The organism is Nocardia sp. NPDC051052 (assembly GCF_044456045.1).
Taxonomy (GTDB): domain Bacteria; phylum Actinomycetota; class Actinomycetes; order Mycobacteriales; family Mycobacteriaceae; genus Nocardia.
This window is the reverse complement of sequence record NZ_JBITFL010000003.1, coordinates 153051-169284: the sequence shown is the minus strand read 5'-3', so window position 1 is coordinate 169284 and position 16234 is coordinate 153051. Positions and strand designations below refer to the sequence as shown.

Below are 16234 nucleotides of genomic sequence, written 5' to 3'. Positions count from 1 at the left end.
TTGTGAGCCGGCACGATCTTTCGCTGTTCTCCAGCGAATCTCGCACAGCTTCTGCTTCCCTCCTTACGGTTAGAGAGCATCTGTTCCCGAAGAGAGTGGATCCAATGAGGTATGCGCTCCGCACCGCGGCACTGCTCGTCGCGGCGGTGGCCTTGTCCCCCTTCCTTTCACCCTCGGCCGCCGCGACCCCGGTCGGCCCGGACGGCGGCGCGACCGGTGCCGCATGGGCGGCCACCGAGGACGGCCAGCAGCAATATCCCAACGTCTTCATCGAATGGGACGTGCCGATCATCATGAGCGACGGCACCGTGCTCAAGGGCAACGTCTATCACCCGGCCGATGCTGCGGGACAACCGATTTCGACGCCGACGCCGACCATCGTCAATATGACGCCCTACACCAAACTGGGCTCGATGATCGCCGACAGCATGATCTCGATCCCGTGGCTGTCCGACGCGGTGATGCAGGTAGCGCGCGACGTCGACCTGTCGGGCACCCCGTTCTCCGGCATCACCGATCTCACCAAGGCGCTCGGCGGCGGTCTGCTGCGCAACTTCACCGTCGACCGCCAGCTGATCAAGAGCGGGTACACCCAGGTCGTCGTCGATGTCCGGGGAACCGGCTTCTCCCAGGGCGATTGGGACCTGCTGCGCGAGCGGGAACAGCAGGACACCGTCGAGGTGATCGACTGGACGTCGCACCAGTCGTGGTCCACCGGAAATATCGGGATGAACGGCGTCTCCTATTCGGGATTGAACCAACTGCAGGTCGCCGCGAAGAATCCGCCCGCGCTGAAGGCCATCTTCCCGGTGGTGCCCAGCCGAAACCCGTTCCGTGACTTGGTCGCACCGGGCGGCGCCGTCGGCGTCACCTTCATGCCCGCCTGGCTGCTCGCGGTCAACGGCGCCAAGCTGGTACCGGATCTCGCGTCGGTGGCCCGCGGTCAGTTCGACACGCAGTGGCTGAAGGATCGGCTCGCCGATCCGTTCACCTTCGTCGATGCCCTGCTGAACGTCCTGGTCACCCCGGAGATCGACCAGCTCGATCCCAAGGTGCAGGCGCTGCTACAGGCGGACAGCCCGTTCCGGCAGTCGTGGGAGACCGACCCGAGCCGAATCACCGTGCCCACCTTCGTGACCGGCGGCTGGCACGACGTGTTCGTCAACTCGCAGGCCGACGTGTATCGCCAGATTCCGTTGCCCCCCGGGCAGAAACAGCTCTTCGTCGGCGACGGCTACCACATCAGCAACGGCAACGAGTCCGGCCGTCCCGGCCTGCCGCCGCGGATGGACGTGCTGCAGCGCGCCTGGTTCGACAAGTGGCTCAAGGACATCGACAACGGCATCGACCAATACGGTCCGGTGACGGTGCGCCAGCAGGGTGGCGGCTGGATCACCTCGCCGTCGTTCCCCCAGCCCGGTGTCGACTATCGGCGGATGTACCTGTCCGCGGCGCCGAGCGGGACCGCGACCAGCGTGCACGACGGTTCGCTGTTCAGCGCGCCGAGCCCGGCCGTCGACCAGCTCACCGTCGCGCCCGGCCTGACCGGGGTGTGCTCGCGGGACATGGCGCAGGAATCGGCGGGCGCGACGTCCATCATCGATGGCTGCAGCAAGGACGCGCGGATCCAGGAACTCGGCGGGCTGACCTTCACCAGCGCACCGGTCGCCGAGCCGACCAGCATCTCCGGTCCGATCGCGGTGCGGCTCAACACGGTGCACGACGCGACCGACGGCTACTGGACCGTCACGGTGAATGACGTTGCGCCGGACGGACAGTCGTCGGTGCTGTCTTCCGGCCAGCTGGTCTCCTCGCTGCGCGCCATCGACGAGGGCCGCAGCACCCGCCTGCCGAACGGCGATTACACCGAGCCGGTGCCGGACCTGTCGCTGGACACCAGGCAGCCCACCGTGCCGGGACAGCCGACGGCGCTGGATATTTCGGTGCCGGGGATCGAAGCGGTACTGCAACCGGGGCACCGGCTGCGCGTCGACGTCTACGCCGGTAACTTTCCGAGGGGTCTGCCGCCGATGCCGCTGCTGGTCGACAGCGGCCTGCGCCCGCAGCACCTGCTGCTCGACCAGAACCAGCCAAGTTTTGTGAATATCCCGCTACGCGGCAATCCGGGCTGGTAAACCGTAACCCGGTCTGAGCGTGCACTTATCGCGCATCAAAGCTCGAATTCGCGGGGTATGAGCGAATAGTGCATGCTCAGGCCGGGTTTCATCATCAATCCGTGACGGCGAACGCCGCATCCAGCGGCGGGAAGATCGCGCGCGCGTCCTGCCCGGCGAACCACAGGCCGACGGTGCACACCGACATCGCCTCCAGGTACCTCGCCCGGTGCAGCCCACCGGCTGAAATCGGTTGCAGTTTCAGGTCTTCCACCAGCGTGGCGACCTGCTGCAATGCCTCGGGGTCGTCACCACAGAGCGGTACCGCCAGCCTGCGCCCCTCGAATACGTGAGTATCCGACTCCCACACCTCGGCCGCGCACACGTTGAACGCCTTCACCACGTGTGCCGCCGGTGCTCCAGCCGCAATGCGCTCGGCGACAGCGTCTTCGGACAGTATGAACCCCGTAGCGCCCGCGGTATCCGGCGCGAAGGCGTTGGTGCAGTCGATGATGGTGCGCCCGGCGAGCAGTCCATCGGCGGTCCGCAACACCTCGTCCAGCGCGTCGACCGGCAGCGCGAGCAACACCACGGCACCGAAACCGGCAGCGTCACGAATGCTTCCGGCCTTGCCTCCGATCGCCGCCGCCAATTCGCCTGCCGCGGTGGCGGATCTGGCCCCGACGAGCACCTCGTGCCCCGCCGCGGCCCACCCGCCGCCCAACGCCCGCGCCATCGCACCCGCCCCGATGATTCCGATTCGCATACTGACTCCTAGCTCGAAAGGTTTTCGACGCAAACGTTAGGAAGATCAACAGGCACCTGCGGGTGCGCAACGGCGCTGGCATGCTGGCAGACATGACCGCCGGGCCCGAGCCGATCACCGCCGAATGGGTCGAGTTCGCGCCGTACGGCGATTTCGAATCCGACTGCCCGGCCCGGCTGGGTGTCGACGTCTTCGGCAACTCATGGCTACCGGTCGTCATCTATATGTTGCGCGCGGGCCCGATGCGCCCGAGCGATCTGCGCGCCGCGATCGGTGGCATCAGCCAGAAGATGCTGACGCAGACCCTGCGCCGGATGGAACGAATGACCCTGATCGAGCGGCACCGCTACGCCGAAGCCCCGCCACGCGTCGAATACGAGCTGACCGAAGCCGGCCGGGACTTGCTCGTCCCCATCTATGCGCTCGGCGACTGGGTCGACAAGCACGGCCGCGCTGTCGGCGCGGGCTTGGCGGGCCCGGACGCCGACGACGACTGAAATCTTGCCTCGACCAGCAGACACAACGATGCGGCTGAGACATACCCAACGGCGCGTAAACGGGTGGCTAACAGTGTCAGAAGTGGCCATGACCTGCACGAAACATCGCGTACCCGGAGTTGGATACGTCCTACGCGACCGTACGATTCAAGTGTGAGTGTTCCGCAAGCCGTCTTACTGGCAGTCCTTGCGGCTGTCGTAGGTCTGGCAGTCGGCGGGCTACTTATCCCCTATATGAACGCCAGGCAGCAGGCCCGCAGGCAGGCGGATTCCGGCCTGACGATGTCGCAGGTGCTCGACCTGATCGTGCTCGCCTCCGAGAGCGGCATCGCGGTGGTCGACGAATACCGCGACGTGGTGCTGGTCAATCCGCGCGCCGAGGAGCTCGGCCTGGTCCGCAACCGCCTGCTCGACGAGCGCGCCTGGGTCGCGGTGGAGAAGGTGCTCGCCACCGGCGAGTCGGCCGAGTTCGACCTGACCGCGAAGAACCCGGTGCCCGGCCGCGGCCGCATCGCCGTGCGCGGCGTCGCCCGCCAGCTATCGCGCGAGGACACCAACTTCACCGTGCTCTTCGCCGACGACGACTCCGAGCAGGCCAGGATGGAAGCCACCCGGCGCGACTTCGTGGCCAATGTCAGCCACGAGCTCAAGACCCCGGTCGGCGCGATGAGCCTGCTGGCCGAGGCCATGCTGGAATCCGCCGAAGATCCCGAGGCAGTGCGACATTTCGGACAGCGGGTACTCGGCGAATCCCGGCGACTCGGCAAAATGGTGACCGAACTCATTGCGCTGTCCCGGCTGCAGGGTGCGGAGAAGCTGCCCGAGCTCGAGGTGGTCGACGTAGACACCGTCGTCATGCAGGCGGTGGACCGCTCGCGGACCGCCGCCGAGGCCGCCGGAATCACCGTCAGCACCGACCGGCCGAGCGGGCTCGAAGTGCTCGGTGACGAAACGTTGCTGGTCACAGCCCTATCAAATCTGGTGGAGAACGCGATAGCGTACTCACCGGCCGGCTCCCATGTGTCGGTCAGCCGGTCATTACGTGGCGACCATGTCGCGATGGCCGTGACCGATCGTGGCATCGGCATCGCGAAAGAAGACCAAGAGCGGGTGTTCGAACGCTTCTTCCGATCGGATAAGGCCCGCTCGCGCGCCACCGGCGGTACCGGCCTCGGCCTGGCTATCGTCAAGCACGTGGCAGCCAACCACAACGGTGAGATCACCCTGTGGAGCAAGTTGGGCACCGGTTCGACGTTCACCCTGCGAATACCTGCCCACCACGAGGCCGACGGAGAAGAGGATTCCGTAGGCCCGACGGTGAGCATGAGAGAAACAAGCCCGCGCCCCTCGGGGCCGGGCCGACCCAATGGTGTGGAGGCACGCAGATGACGAGTGTGTTGATCGTCGAGGATGAGGAGTCGCTGGCCGATCCGCTCGCGTTCCTGCTGCGCAAGGAGGGTTTCGAAGTCACCGTTGTCGGTGACGGGCCATCCGCGCTCGCCGAGTTCGATCGGTCCGGTGCGGACATCGTGCTGCTCGATCTCATGCTGCCAGGCATGAGCGGCACGGACGTGTGCAAGCAGCTGCGTACCCGCAGCGGCGTGCCGGTGATCATGGTGACGGCAAGGGACAGCGAGATCGACAAGGTGGTCGGGCTGGAGCTCGGCGCCGACGACTACGTGACGAAGCCATACTCGGCGCGCGAGCTGATCGCGCGCATCAGGGCCGTGCTGCGCCGCGGCGCGGGCGACGAGTTGGACGGCACAAATGAAAGTGGCGTGCTGGAAGCCGGCCCCGTCCGGATGGACGTGGACCGCCACACCGTGCTGGTGAACGGCAAGCCGGTTACCTTGCCGCTCAAGGAATTCGACCTGCTCGAATACCTGCTGCGCAACTCCGGCCGGGTGCTCACCCGCGGGCAGCTGATCGATCGCGTCTGGGGTGCCGACTACGTCGGCGACACGAAAACCCTTGACGTGCACGTGAAGCGGCTGCGTTCGAAGATCGAGGCGGACCCGGCGAAGCCGGAACATCTGGTCACGGTCCGCGGGCTCGGCTACAAACTGGAGGCTTAAGCTCTCCCGCCTCTCCGCGTATTCAGGCCGGGCTCGGGTGCCACGACAGGCACGCGGGCGGCTGGCCGTGCGGTCGCCGGGTCAGTTAGCTCGTCCCCGGCGAGTTACCCATGTGCCCGCGAAATCAGTTGTCGGGCAAAGCAAAGGCCGAGAATAAAATAACGGCCGAGGGCGCTGCGAAGTCCTCGGCCGTTATTTGCTGCGTCTTACGGCAGGTAGGTCCACGTCGGGCCGACACCCGGAACGTCCATCTTGCGCAACGAGATCCAGCCCAGGTCGTCTTCCTGCATGCAGTCGTACACGTCCGCCGCGGTGGTGCCGCGGCACGCGATGGTGCGCGAGGTGCCGTACGGGCTCATGATCAGGTTCTTGCCCGCCGCCGCGGCGCCCATCGCGTCGGGGGTGTTGGCGGGCATGAAGTCCGCGGTGAAGTCGGCGTACTTGGCGGGATCACCGTTCGGTTCGGCATTGGCGACGGCGGGCAGACAGAGCGCGGCGCCGAGTGCGACGGCGGCCAGGGTCAAAACTTTCTTGGACATGACCGCACATCAAACCGCAAACGGGTGAAGATCGCATGCCTTCCAGGTGAACGGGGTGCAAGCTAGCATTCCGAGGGCCTCACGAGGTCGCGGTGTTCGCGCTGTCACGCAGCCGATCCGCGTGCACCGTCGCCGGGTGAATCGCGATGAGCCCGAGGCCTTGTCGACGCTTGCAATGCCTGGCCAGTTCCTCGTACGCGGGCGCGCCGAGCAGTTCCTTCAGTTCCGGGCCGTAGGACTGCCAGACCGGCCGCGTGCCGACATGGGCGTCCGGCGAGCCGGAGCAATACCAGTCCAGGTCCTCGCCGCCGGGACCCCAACCGCGCCGGTCGTATTCGGTCACCGTGGTGCGCAGGATCTGCACGCCGTCGGGCCGGTCCACCCATTCCTGGGTGCGCCGGATCGGCAACTGCCAGCACACGTCCGGCTTCACCTCCAGCGGTTCGATGCCGCGCCGCAGCGCCATGCTGTGCAGCGAACAGCCGACGCCGCCCGCGAAGCCGGGCCGGTTGAGGAAGATGCAGGCACCGTCGAAGCGCCGGGTGCGCAGCGCGGGCTCGTCCTCCAACTCGTCGAGCTCCAGGTAGCCCTTCTTGACCACCTTTCCGGTCGCGTCCGTGGCCTCACCCATGAGCTGCCAGTCCTCGGCTGTGAGCATTTTCACAGCGTTCTGTAGCCGCTTGCGATCGTCCTTGTCGGAGAGGAACGCGCCGTGCGAGCAACAGCCGTCATCGGGTCGTTCGGCGATGATGCCCTGGCAGGCCGGGGTGCCGAACACGCACGTCCAGCTGGACAGTAGCCAGGTCAGATCGGCGACGATCAGATGCTCGTCGTTTGCTGGATCGACGAACTCGATCCATTCGCGGGGGAAATCCATGTCGACCTCGGGACTCGGGTCGATCTTCCCCGCTGGTCGGGGCCGGGTCTGGCCGCTGGTTGATGCGCCTACCGTCACACCTCGGAACGCTAACAGTTCAGTCGCTTAACCTATAGGACCGGATCACCCAGTACCGTGTTCATGTGCGGCTTGGGGTACTCGATGTCGGAAGCAATACCGTCCACCTGCTGGTGGTGGACGCGCATCGGGGTGGTCACCCCATGCCGATGAGCTCGACCAAGGCCACTTTACGGCTGTCGGAAAACATCGATGACGAGGGCAGAATCACCGAGGCCGGTGCGCAGCGGCTGATCGCCACCGTCGCCGAATTCGCCAGCATCGCCGAGACTTCCAAGTGCGTCGAGCTGATGCCGTTCGCCACCTCCGCGCTGCGCGAGGCGACCAATTCCGAGGACGTGCTCGCGCGTGTTCGCGCGCAGACCGGCGTGGCGCTGCAGGTGCTCTCCGGGGTCGACGAGGCCAGGCTGACGTTCCTCGCGGTGCGCCGCTGGTTCGGCTGGAGCGCGGGCCGCATCCTCAATCTGGACATCGGCGGCGGTTCGCTGGAAATGACCAGCGGTGGCGACGAGGAACCCGATCTCGCGGTGTCGCTACAGCTCGGTGCCGGACGGTTGACCAGGGAGTGGCTGAAGGAGGATCCGCCGGGCAAGCGCCGCGTCAACGTGCTGCGCGACTGGCTCGACGCGGAGCTCGCGCTGCCCGCGAAACAGCTGCTGGACACGGGTAAACCGGATCTGGCCGTCGGGACATCGAAGACCTTCCGTTCGCTGGCCAGGCTGACCGGAGCGGCACCCTCGGCGGCGGGCCCTCGGGTGCGTCGTACACTCACCAGCTCAGGTCTGCGCCAACTGATTGCGTTCATCTCGCGGATGACGGCGGCCGACCGTGCAGAATTAGAAGGCGTAAGTTCCGATCGGTCACAGCAATTGGTGGCTGGCGCATTGGTCGCGGAGGCGAGTATGCGGGCACTATCGCTGGAATCCCTGGAGATTTGTCCCTGGGCGCTGCGAGAAGGACTGATCCTGCGCAAACTGGATACCGACATGAATGGCGGACCTCGAGCGACACGCTTACCGGGCCCGGCGGCCAGCAATGACCGCCAGGGGCCCGGCAGTGCGGCCGCGCTACCGGGGCCGATAGGAACGGTGTCGTCATGAGAGAGCGAATCGTGTGCAGCGCCGGTGAGGTGCGGTTATGAGCGACGACGCTAAACAGCTATCGGTCGCCGAGCTGCTGGCCCGCAACGGCCAGCAAGGCGCGTCGTCGGCGGGCGGTGGTCGACGCCGACGCGGTGGCCGCGGGATCTCGGTGGCCGAGCTCACCGGTGACATGCCTGCCATCGGCAGCGGCCAGTCCTCGCACGCCGCGCCCGACGCGGAGCCGGACGAGCCGGTCTACCAACCGCCGGCGTACGAACCGCCCGCACCGGAACCTGTCTCATACGCGCCACCCGCGCCGGACCCCGCGGCGTATTCGCCCATGTCCGGGCCGATCTCGATGTACGACCCGCTGGCCGCGTACGCCCAGCCCGAGCCGCAGGCCGATCCGCTGCCCGGCCGGTCGAACCGGGTGATGCCGGGCCGGGACATGCCGGACTCGCGATACAACCCGGCCGCCGATCTGTATGCCCCGTCGCCGAACCCGTACGCGCCGTCGCCGAATTCCTACGCCCCGTCGCCCAATCCGTACGCGAGCGACCCGATGCCCGACGAGGCCCCGCGTTCCGGGCGGCGCCGCAGGCAGGACGAACACGACGACGCCACCACCGAGGTACGCCCGCCGCTGCGCGATGTCGACGGTCGTGGGGGAGCGGGCGGCGCGCTGCCCGACCGCAACGGATCGAACGGCCGCAACGGCGCCTCCGGCGGCAGAGCCGCCCGGCGTCGCGCGGCCGAGGCCGAGGCCGAAGAGCTCGCGCCGTCGACCGCGGCCTGGTCGCCGTCGGCCACCGACTACGACGAACCGGCACCGCTGCCGGAGTCCAGAGCCACGGCGCCATGGGCGCCGACGCCCGAACCGCCGCCGAGAGCCCCGCAGCGCAATGGTGCCCCCGAGGGCGGCCTGCCCGCCTGGTCGGCGCGAAGACGCAAACCCGATGCGCCGCAACGCCACGAACCGCCGCCCGAAGTCGAAGGCATCTCCACCGCCGCGTGGTCGCTGGCCAGCCAGGACCAGCAGCTCGTTTCCGGCCAGACGGTGGCCGGCGACCTGCTCAGGGACGGTGTCGAGCGGGCTGAACGCGCCGATGCCGAACGTGCGGCCGGCGGACGTGGCAAGCTCGGCCGCTCGAAACGCGACTCGCGGCGCGCCCCGGTCGACGAGCTCGAGATGTACGACGGCAAGACCGATTTCTTCGAGCCCGTCGACCTGGACGCCGAACACGACGAGCTCGACGACTTCGACGAGGACGAACAGTCCGACCACAAGGTTTCGCCGCGCCGCGCCGCCCGGGCGACCAAGAAGGCCGAAGACGACGCCAACCGTCGCCAGTGGATGATCCTCGGCGGTCAGAGCACCGGCGCGGCCGTCGCGGGCATGTTGCTGTTCAAGGGTTTCGAGCGCATGTGGGAGATGCTCCCCTGGGTGGCGCTGGCCCTGGCGATGATCGTGATTCTCGGTCTGGTCGCGCTGGTGCGGATTCTGCGCCGGACCGACGACGTGCTCAGCACGGTCATCGCGGTCGTCGTTGGCGTCTTCGTCACGCTCGGACCGCTAGCCTTTCTTCTCAGTACGAACTGAGGCAGGGAGCGGCAGTGGCGAAAATCGGACAGGCGGACGAAACCAGGGTGCGCCACGCCTCCCGCGCGGCGGCCCGGCCCGCCGCGGTCGCCCCGGACGAGGCCGAGGGTTCGCCGGATCGGCGACAGATCCTCGTCGGACTCTCGACGGCGTCGGTCTATCCGCAGAACACCGAGGCGGCGTTCCGGTACGCGGCCGAACTCGGTTACGACGGCATCGAATTGATGGTCTGGGCCGAACCAGCCAGTCAGAGCATCGCCACCGTGCAGGCCTACGCCCGCAAGTACGACGTGCCGGTGATCGCGATCCACGCGCCGTGCCTGCTGATCTCGCAGCGGGTGTGGGGCTCGGATCCGGCCGCCAAACTCGAGCGCAGCGTGCGCACCGCCGAGGCGCTCGGCGCCCACACCGTCGTGGTACATCCGCCGTTCCGCTGGCAGCGCCGCTATGCCGAGAACTTCGCCGCCCAGGTCGCCGAGCTCGAGGAGCACAGCCCGGTCGTCGTCGCGGTGGAAAACATGTTCCCGATGCGCGCCGACACCCTGTTCGGACGCGGGGAACGCGCGGTCAAGCGGCTAGAGCGGCGCGGAGGGCCCGGCATCGGGCTCACCGCGTTCAGTCCGTCCTACGACCCGACCGACACCGGTTTCGAGCACTACACCCTCGATCTGTCGCACACCGCGACCGCGGGCGCCGACCCGTTGGCGCTGGCCGCGCGGATGGGTCAGGGCCTGGCCCACCTGCACCTGGCCGACGGCCGCGGCGCCGCGCACGACGAGCATCTGGTGCCCGGTGAGGGCACCCAGCCGTGCGTCGAGGTGTGTGACACCCTGGTCCGCAACGGTTTCGCCGGTCAGGCCGTCGCCGAGATCAACACCCAGAACGCCCGCACCACCCAGGACCGCGCGACCATGCTGTACCGCACCCTCGCGTTCGCCCGGCTGCATTTGAACGGTCAAACCGCGCCCGCGCCGATGCCGGTCAACCACGCCTGACACGAAAGTCCCTGTTTCGCAAGCGCATTGGCAACCGGATGTTTGGCTGGACATTAAAAGCTATGCACCGCAATCGTTTTGCCGATACGGAGCATCTCCGTGCTGACCTGACAGCGACTTTCTCCGCGTTGGTCGTCCCGCACCGATGTGACGCATCTCGCGCCCGTCCGGCCATCGGGAATGTGCCCATAGGGTTATACGCTGTACGAACGTCGCGTACCGGCAACCCTGATCGCCGGCGCGGCCGATGGACGACAGGAGTGACGATGACGACGGAGCTGGATCTAGCACAGGTCAGCGAGACCGACGCCCCGTTCAGCCGGGTGCTCGCGCTGACCGAGCTGCCCGCGACGGCCCCCGACACCGGTCGCTACCTCGGCCACATCGGCAAGTCCTGGACGATCGGCAAGAAGGTGCACGGCGGCACCATGGTCGCGACGAGCGCGGCGGCCGGGCTGCGCTGGCTGCGCGCGGCCGATCCGGCCCTGACCGAGCTGGCCCCGATCGCGGCCAGCTCCGACTTCCTCGGCGCGCCCGATCCCGGCGACGTCGAATACGAGGTGCACGTCCGCAAGATCGGCCGCCAGATCTGCCTGGCCGACGTGAACCTGATCCAGCAGGGCCGCACGCTGGTGCGCACCGCGCTGACCTTCGGCCTCCTCGACGACGCCGCGCCGCGTTTCGCGCGCGAGCACGACGACATGCCTGTCGAACCACCCGCCGACGCGGTCGGCTACGAGCCCGGCTCGCCGATGGGCCGGGTCGTGCACGTGGGCCAGTCCGCCGAGCTGTACCTCGATCGGGAGTGGGCGCGCTTCCTCGACGGCGAAACGGCCGAGCCGCGCCTGCGCCTGTGGATGCGCCCGCGCCCCGCCGACCAGCAGGACCCGGAGGTCGCCATGTTCTTCGCGATGATGAGCGCGGACATGAGCCCGCCGGTCCCGTACAACCTGGGCCAATTCGGCTGGTCGCCCACCGTTCAGATGACCACCTTCCTGCGCCGCAAGCCCGCCCCCGGCTGGCTGCGCATCATCGCGACCACGCACGAGGTCGGCGCCCGGCTGTTCGACGAGGACCAGCTCATCCTGGATTCCACGGGTGCCGTTGTCGCGCAGAGCCGCCAGTTGGCGCTCATACCGGTTCGCTGAGGCGTTCGCGCGTACGGCCCGCCTGGCGTCGCCGGTTCGATTTCACGGAACGTAACATCTGATTCGGCCAGTACCTGGGTAACTCCGGGGGTACCCCCAGAGCTGGGCCAGGTACCTGACCGCCGGCCCGCGATGTAACCAGAGCGGTACCTAACGATCGGCAAAAGGCGCGGAGAGGCGGATATGCGAATTGCGGTTATCGGTGGCGGACGCATAGGTGAGGCGTTGCTCGCCGGCCTGCTCGAGTCCGGGCGGCTGGCGAAGGACCTGGTCGTCGTCGAGACGTTTCCGGAGCGGGGCGCGCAGATCGCCGAGCGTTTCGGGGTGCGGGTCACCGACTCGGTGGCCGACGCCGCGGTCGGCGCGGACCTCTTGGTGGTCGCGGTCAAGCCCGCTGACGTGGACGCGGTGATGACCGCGTTGGGCAAGGCCGCGCTCAGCGACAACGCGAGCGTCGGCAACGATCGCGATCAGATCCTGGTGTCGCTGGCGGCCGGGGTGCCGACCGCGCGGCTGGAGGCGAAGTTGCCCGCGGGTTTCCCGGTGGTGCGGGTGATGCCGAACACTCCGATGCTGGTGGGTCAGGGCATGAGCGTGATCGCGCCGGGCAGGCACGCGCGGCCGCCGCAGCTCGAGCTGGTGACCGAGGTGCTCGGCGCGGTCGGCAAGGTGGTGACCGTCGCCGAGGCGCAGATGGACGCGGTCACCGCGGTCTCCGGCTCCGGGCCCGCCTACTTCTTCCTGATCGTCGAGGCCATGGTGGACGCGGGCGTCGGCCTCGGCCTGACCCGCGAGGTGGCCACCCAGCTGGTGGTGCAGACCATGGTCGGTTCGGCGGCCCTGCTCGACGAGTCCGGCCAGACCGCGGCGGAGCTGCGTGCCGCGGTCACCTCACCGGCAGGCACCACCGCCGCCGCGGTGCGCGAGCTCGAGCGTGGCGGGGTCCGTTCGGCCTTCCTGGAAGCGCTGCACGCCGCGAAGCAACGCTCCGCCGAACAAGGTGGCACGAGCGAAGGCCTTGGCGTCGGCAGCGTGATGTGACCTCGGTGCCGCGGGCATCCGGCGATCGGGGCTGCCGATGCGTCTGCCGGACATCACCCGTTCGGAAGCACGCAACCGGTCGGTTCCCAATGGGAAAAGCTGATTTCTCACTCCCGTCGCAGTAACACCACTGGTCCCGCTAAGCTTCAAGCAGCACGTGCGTGTCTGTTCCGCCGGTGGGGAAGCCGGCGGCGCGGGCGTGCCGGAGGTCAATGGTGCAATGATGTCTAACAAGATGTCTGCAAGTAGCTCAGGAAGTTCGAGTGGCCCAGGCCCCTCAGGTGCCCGGGCTGGTTCCCGGACGCCAGGTGGTTCCGGGTCGCAGGGTCAACCCATGCTCGGCGGCACTCAGTTCCTCACGGTCGCCGAGGTGGCGAGCCTGATGCGAGTGTCCAAGATGACGGTGTACCGGCTAGTGCATTCCGGTGAGTTGCCCGCGGTGCGGGTGGGTCGTTCGTTCCGGGTGCACGCCAAGGCGGTGCACGACTATCTGGAGACGTCCTACTTCGACGCGGGATGAACGCCTGATCCGGCCGCGGCCCACGGGCCGCGGGACGCCGGCGGACCTGGTCCGGCGGCGTTGGATCAGGCGGTTTCGAAGCTGACCGGACGTGCCGGTACGATGGACCCTCGGTTCGTGTTCGCCCGCCGGTGGCATCACTTTGTGGTGTCCGGTGGTACCCGGCGGCGCGGACACTGGACGTGAGGCTTGCCGAACGACCGGTCAGTTGGCGTACGTGTGGAGCGTGCGCGCCGAGTAGAGAGAACGCGAGGAACAACCCTATGGGTTCTGTGATCAAGAAGCGCCGCAAGCGCATGTCGAAGAAGAAGCACCGCAAGCTGCTTCGCCGCACACGTGTGCAGCGGCGCAAACTCGGCAAGTAAGCGCTGCGCGTCGGCTCGAAGGCCCGTCACCCTCAGGTGGCGGGCCTTTTCGCGTGTTTCAGGTGACTGAAGTCATCGTTAGAACCTGGTAAATACCAACAGAACCCGTGAACGCAGCGGCTACCCTAGGAACCGGGGAATAAGTGAAATGGGGGCTTGCCAAGGTGGGATGCGGTGGCTTCTGACGCTCGAGACGGACACACGCCGAAAGTCGTGTTGGTGACCGGTGCCAGTCGCTTCTTCGGCGGCAACGTGGTCGCGCGTCTCGCGCAGGACCCCGACATCGACCGCATCATCGCGGTCGACACGATGACCCCGAGCCGAGAGTTGCGGCGGCGCATGGGCCGTGCCGAATTCGTGCGCGCGGACATCCGAAATCCATTGATCCGTAAGGTGATCGATGGTGGCGCGGTGGATACCGTGGTGCACACCGCGGTGCTGGCCAGGTCGCCGGGCGGGGCCGGGCGCGCGGTGATGAAAGACCTCAACGTGCTCGGCGCGATGCAGCTGCTCGCGGTGTGCCAGAAGACGCCGACGGTGCGCAGGGTGGTGGTGCGTTCCTCCTCGGCGGTGTACGGCTGCAGCGCGAAGGACCCGGCGAAATTCACCGAGGAAATGAGCGCACGCACGCCGCCACGCGGCGAGTTCGCGCGCGACATGATCGACATCGAAGGTTTTGTCCGCGGCCTCGCGCGGCGGCGGCCGGATATCGCCACCGCTATTCTGCGTTTCGCGCCGATCGTCGGACCTCGGATGGCGAGCCGGGGCATGCAGTATCTGCGGTCGCCGATCACGCCGACGGTGTTCGGCCGGGACGCGCGACTACAGCTGCTGCACGAGGAGGACGCGGTCGCGGCGCTCGCGCACGCCGCGCTCACCGCCCGCGCGGGCACCTACAACATCGCGGGCGACGGCGCGCTCGCCCTATCCCAGGCGGTGCGGCGTGCGGGCCGGATCGAACTGCCGGTGCCGTTCGCGCTGTTCCGGACGGCGGGCCGGGTGCTGATGGGCACGGTGATGCGTGAATTCTCCGGCGAACAGCTCGACTATTTCCATTTCGGTTGTGGCCTCGACACCACCAGGATGCGTGCCGAACTCGGCTTCGCGCCGCGCTGGACGACGATGCAGGCCTTCGACGACTTCATCGGGGGCGCAGCGTTGCGGCCCGTAATCGATCCCGCGTGGATCGATGCCGCAGAAAACAAACTGCTCGGCCTGCTCGGGGCCGGTACGGGAGCACAGCAATGAACGACGTAGCGAAAGTCATCCAACTCCACGACTCGCAAGACGACGCACGCCCGCGCTCGATCGGCCGGCGTTGGCCGGAGCCTGCGCAGGGCGAAGCGCCCAGCTCGGTGATCTCGTTGACCGACCGTCTCGCAGCCGCCGAACCGCCCGCGCCGCAGTCGCTCTCGGACCTGGTGCGCGGCGCGGTCAGCAAGCAGATCGGCAAGACCGCCGATTTCGCCCGCCGCCGGATCACCGGCGACTACCAGGTGGACGAGTTCGGTTTCGACGAGCACCTGCTCGAATCGGTGATCCTGCCCGCGCTGCGCCCGATGTCGGAGCTGTGGTTCCGGGTGCAGGTCAGCGGGATGGAGAACATTCCGGAGGCGGGTGGCGCGCTGATCGTGGCCAACCACGCGGGCACCATTCCGCTGGACGGGCTGATGCTGCAGCTGGCCATCCACGACCGGCACCCGAAGCAGCGGGCGCTGCGCCTGCTGGCCGCCGACCTGATCTTCGAAACGCCGCTGCTGGGCGCGCTCGCCCGCAAGGCGGGGCACACCCTCGCCTGCCGCGAGGACGCCGAGCGATTGCTGCGCTCCGGCGAGCTCACCGGTGTCTTTCCGGAGGGCTTCAAGGGGGTCGGCAAGCAGTACGCCGACCGCTACAAGCTGCAGCGGTTCGGCCGCGGCGGTTTCGTGGCCGCGGCGGTGCGCGCCGGCGTGCCGATCATCCCGTGCTCCATCGTCGGCTCCGAGGAGATCTACCCGAAGCTGGCCGACCTGCAACCGCTCGCGCGCCTGCTCGGCCTGCCCTACTTCCCGGTGACGCCGCTGTTCCCGTTGCTCGGCCCGCTCGGCGCGCTGCCGCTACCGTCCAAGTGGTACATCGAATTCGGCGCGCCGATCCCGACCACCGCCTACGAGCCGGAGGCCGCCGACGACCCGATGACCATGTTCGAGGTCACCGACCAGGTCCGCGAAACCATCCAGTCCACCCTCTACAAACTGCTCACCAAGCGCCGCAACCCTTTCACCGGCTGACCCGCCCAAAAACACCAGCGAACGGAGCACCCCAACACCAGCCCGCAGCTACCCCGTCGTCCCGGCGAACGTCGGGCACCAGTCGGTAAACCCCTCGGCCGCACTGGTTTCCGGCGTTCGCCAGGCCGACGGGTGCGCCTGCCGCGTATCGACCGCAGCATCGACGTGAGTATGCGGAGCTGAACCTATCTGTCGCTTGGTTGCCTGGCCAGTGTTGGAGATTGTTCAGCGGCAATAGAACTCGCCTCGCTTTCAGCGAGAACCGGG

At 67.7% G+C, this 16234-nt stretch carries 16 protein-coding genes; 13 read left to right on the top strand and 3 right to left on the bottom strand.

Translation table 11 applies throughout. The features are described from left to right. Positions 1–104: 104 nt before the first annotated feature. On the top strand, positions 105–2135 hold the full coding sequence (locus tag ACIBCN_RS11015; RefSeq protein WP_396991344.1) for a CocE/NonD family hydrolase: 2031 nt from the start codon (positions 105–107) through the stop codon (positions 2133–2135). A gap of 94 nt (positions 2136–2229) precedes the next feature. Here the strand turns inward: ACIBCN_RS11015 and ACIBCN_RS11010 are convergent, their stop codons facing one another. Beyond that, on the bottom strand, positions 2230–2880 hold the full coding sequence (locus ACIBCN_RS11010; RefSeq protein WP_396991343.1) for an NADPH-dependent F420 reductase: 651 nt from the start codon (positions 2878–2880) through the stop codon (positions 2230–2232). A 92-nt stretch (positions 2881–2972) separates the two neighbouring features. Between ACIBCN_RS11010 and ACIBCN_RS11005 the strand changes: the two genes are divergently transcribed. From ACIBCN_RS11005 to ACIBCN_RS10995, 3 genes are all read left to right on the top strand, one after another. After that, positions 2973–3377, top strand: a complete 405-nt coding sequence (locus ACIBCN_RS11005) for a winged helix-turn-helix transcriptional regulator (protein WP_396991342.1) — start codon at positions 2973–2975, stop codon at positions 3375–3377. A 153-nt stretch (positions 3378–3530) separates the two neighbouring features. Next, a complete protein-coding gene (locus ACIBCN_RS11000) occupies positions 3531–4766 on the top strand; it encodes a sensor histidine kinase (RefSeq protein ID WP_396991341.1) in 1236 nt (411 codons plus the stop codon). Then, entirely contained in the window at positions 4763–5452 is a 690-nt protein-coding gene (locus ACIBCN_RS10995; RefSeq protein WP_069160635.1) for a response regulator transcription factor, read from the top strand. Before ACIBCN_RS11000 ends, ACIBCN_RS10995 begins: the two co-directional genes overlap by 4 nt. Before the next feature lie 206 nt (positions 5453–5658). Here ACIBCN_RS10995 and ACIBCN_RS10990 read toward each other — a convergent pair whose 3' ends face one another. Together ACIBCN_RS10990 and ACIBCN_RS10985 are read right to left on the bottom strand one after the other, a co-directional pair. Next, positions 5659–5991 carry a hypothetical protein gene (locus ACIBCN_RS10990; RefSeq protein WP_396991340.1) on the bottom strand — a complete coding sequence of 111 codons (333 nt, stop codon included), beginning with the start codon at positions 5989–5991 and terminating at the stop codon, positions 5659–5661. Positions 5992–6070: 79 nt separating this feature from the next. Then, a complete protein-coding gene (locus ACIBCN_RS10985; RefSeq protein WP_396991866.1) occupies positions 6071–6868 on the bottom strand; it encodes a hypothetical protein in 798 nt (265 codons plus the stop codon). 143 nt (positions 6869–7011) lie between these two features. On the opposite strand from ACIBCN_RS10985, the gene ACIBCN_RS10980 reads away from it, so the two are divergent. From ACIBCN_RS10980 to ACIBCN_RS10940, 9 genes are all read left to right on the top strand, one after another. Then, positions 7012–8046 (top strand): hypothetical protein, encoded by a 1035-nt coding sequence (locus ACIBCN_RS10980; RefSeq protein WP_396991339.1) that lies wholly within the window; start codon positions 7012–7014, stop codon positions 8044–8046. Between the two features lie 37 nt (positions 8047–8083). Beyond that, positions 8084–9628 carry a hypothetical protein gene (locus tag ACIBCN_RS10975; protein ID WP_396991338.1) on the top strand — a complete coding sequence of 515 codons (1545 nt, stop codon included), beginning with the start codon at positions 8084–8086 and terminating at the stop codon, positions 9626–9628. A 128-nt stretch (positions 9629–9756) separates the two neighbouring features. Next, complete coding sequence (locus ACIBCN_RS10970) at positions 9757–10623, top strand: sugar phosphate isomerase/epimerase family protein (RefSeq protein WP_396991865.1); 867 nt, start codon at positions 9757–9759, stop codon at positions 10621–10623. Between the two features lie 266 nt (positions 10624–10889). Continuing rightward, the gene (locus ACIBCN_RS10965) at positions 10890–11771 is read left to right on the top strand and encodes a thioesterase family protein (RefSeq protein ID WP_396991337.1); all 882 of its coding nucleotides are present in this window, start codon (positions 10890–10892) and stop codon (positions 11769–11771) included. A 183-nt stretch (positions 11772–11954) separates the two neighbouring features. Then, positions 11955–12812 (top strand): pyrroline-5-carboxylate reductase, encoded by an 858-nt coding sequence (proC, locus tag ACIBCN_RS10960; RefSeq protein ID WP_396991336.1) that lies wholly within the window; start codon positions 11955–11957, stop codon positions 12810–12812. A 334-nt stretch (positions 12813–13146) separates the two neighbouring features. Next, entirely contained in the window at positions 13147–13332 is a 186-nt protein-coding gene (locus tag ACIBCN_RS10955) for a helix-turn-helix domain-containing protein (protein ID WP_014988570.1), read from the top strand. Positions 13333–13595: 263 nt separating this feature from the next. Next, complete coding sequence (locus ACIBCN_RS10950) at positions 13596–13697, top strand: 30S ribosomal protein bS22 (RefSeq protein WP_003402602.1); 102 nt, start codon at positions 13596–13598, stop codon at positions 13695–13697. Between the two features lie 174 nt (positions 13698–13871). Further along, a complete protein-coding gene (locus ACIBCN_RS10945; protein WP_396991335.1) occupies positions 13872–14945 on the top strand; it encodes an NAD-dependent epimerase/dehydratase family protein in 1074 nt (357 codons plus the stop codon). Continuing rightward, entirely contained in the window at positions 14942–15967 is a 1026-nt protein-coding gene (locus tag ACIBCN_RS10940; RefSeq protein WP_396991334.1) for a lysophospholipid acyltransferase family protein, read from the top strand. The genes ACIBCN_RS10945 and ACIBCN_RS10940 overlap by 4 nt, the downstream gene beginning before the upstream one ends. The last annotated feature ends 267 nt before the right edge of the window (positions 15968–16234 follow it).

Bases quoted from the DNA above. Each gene is read 5' to 3' on its own strand.
- ACIBCN_RS10955 (WP_014988570.1), top strand. From the start codon at position 13,147: ATGCTCGGCGGCACTCAGTTCCTCACGGTCGCCGAGGTGGCGAGCCTG.
- ACIBCN_RS10975 (WP_396991338.1), top strand. From the start codon at position 8,084: ATGAGCGACGACGCTAAACAGCTATCGGTCGCCGAGCTGCTGGCCCGC.
- ACIBCN_RS10940 (WP_396991334.1), top strand. From the start codon at position 14,942: ATGAACGACGTAGCGAAAGTCATCCAACTCCACGACTCGCAAGACGAC.
- ACIBCN_RS10950 (WP_003402602.1), top strand. From the start codon at position 13,596: ATGGGTTCTGTGATCAAGAAGCGCCGCAAGCGCATGTCGAAGAAGAAG.
- ACIBCN_RS10990 (WP_396991340.1), bottom strand. From the start codon at position 5,991: ATGTCCAAGAAAGTTTTGACCCTGGCCGCCGTCGCACTCGGCGCCGCG.
- ACIBCN_RS10965 (WP_396991337.1), top strand. From the start codon at position 10,890: ATGACGACGGAGCTGGATCTAGCACAGGTCAGCGAGACCGACGCCCCG.
- ACIBCN_RS11005 (WP_396991342.1), top strand. From the start codon at position 2,973: ATGACCGCCGGGCCCGAGCCGATCACCGCCGAATGGGTCGAGTTCGCG.
- ACIBCN_RS10995 (WP_069160635.1), top strand. From the start codon at position 4,763: ATGACGAGTGTGTTGATCGTCGAGGATGAGGAGTCGCTGGCCGATCCG.
- ACIBCN_RS11015 (WP_396991344.1), top strand. From the start codon at position 105: ATGAGGTATGCGCTCCGCACCGCGGCACTGCTCGTCGCGGCGGTGGCC.
- proC (WP_396991336.1), top strand. From the start codon at position 11,955: ATGCGAATTGCGGTTATCGGTGGCGGACGCATAGGTGAGGCGTTGCTC.
- ACIBCN_RS10985 (WP_396991866.1), bottom strand. From the start codon at position 6,868: ATGGATTTCCCCCGCGAATGGATCGAGTTCGTCGATCCAGCAAACGAC.
- ACIBCN_RS11010 (WP_396991343.1), bottom strand. From the start codon at position 2,880: ATGCGAATCGGAATCATCGGGGCGGGTGCGATGGCGCGGGCGTTGGGC.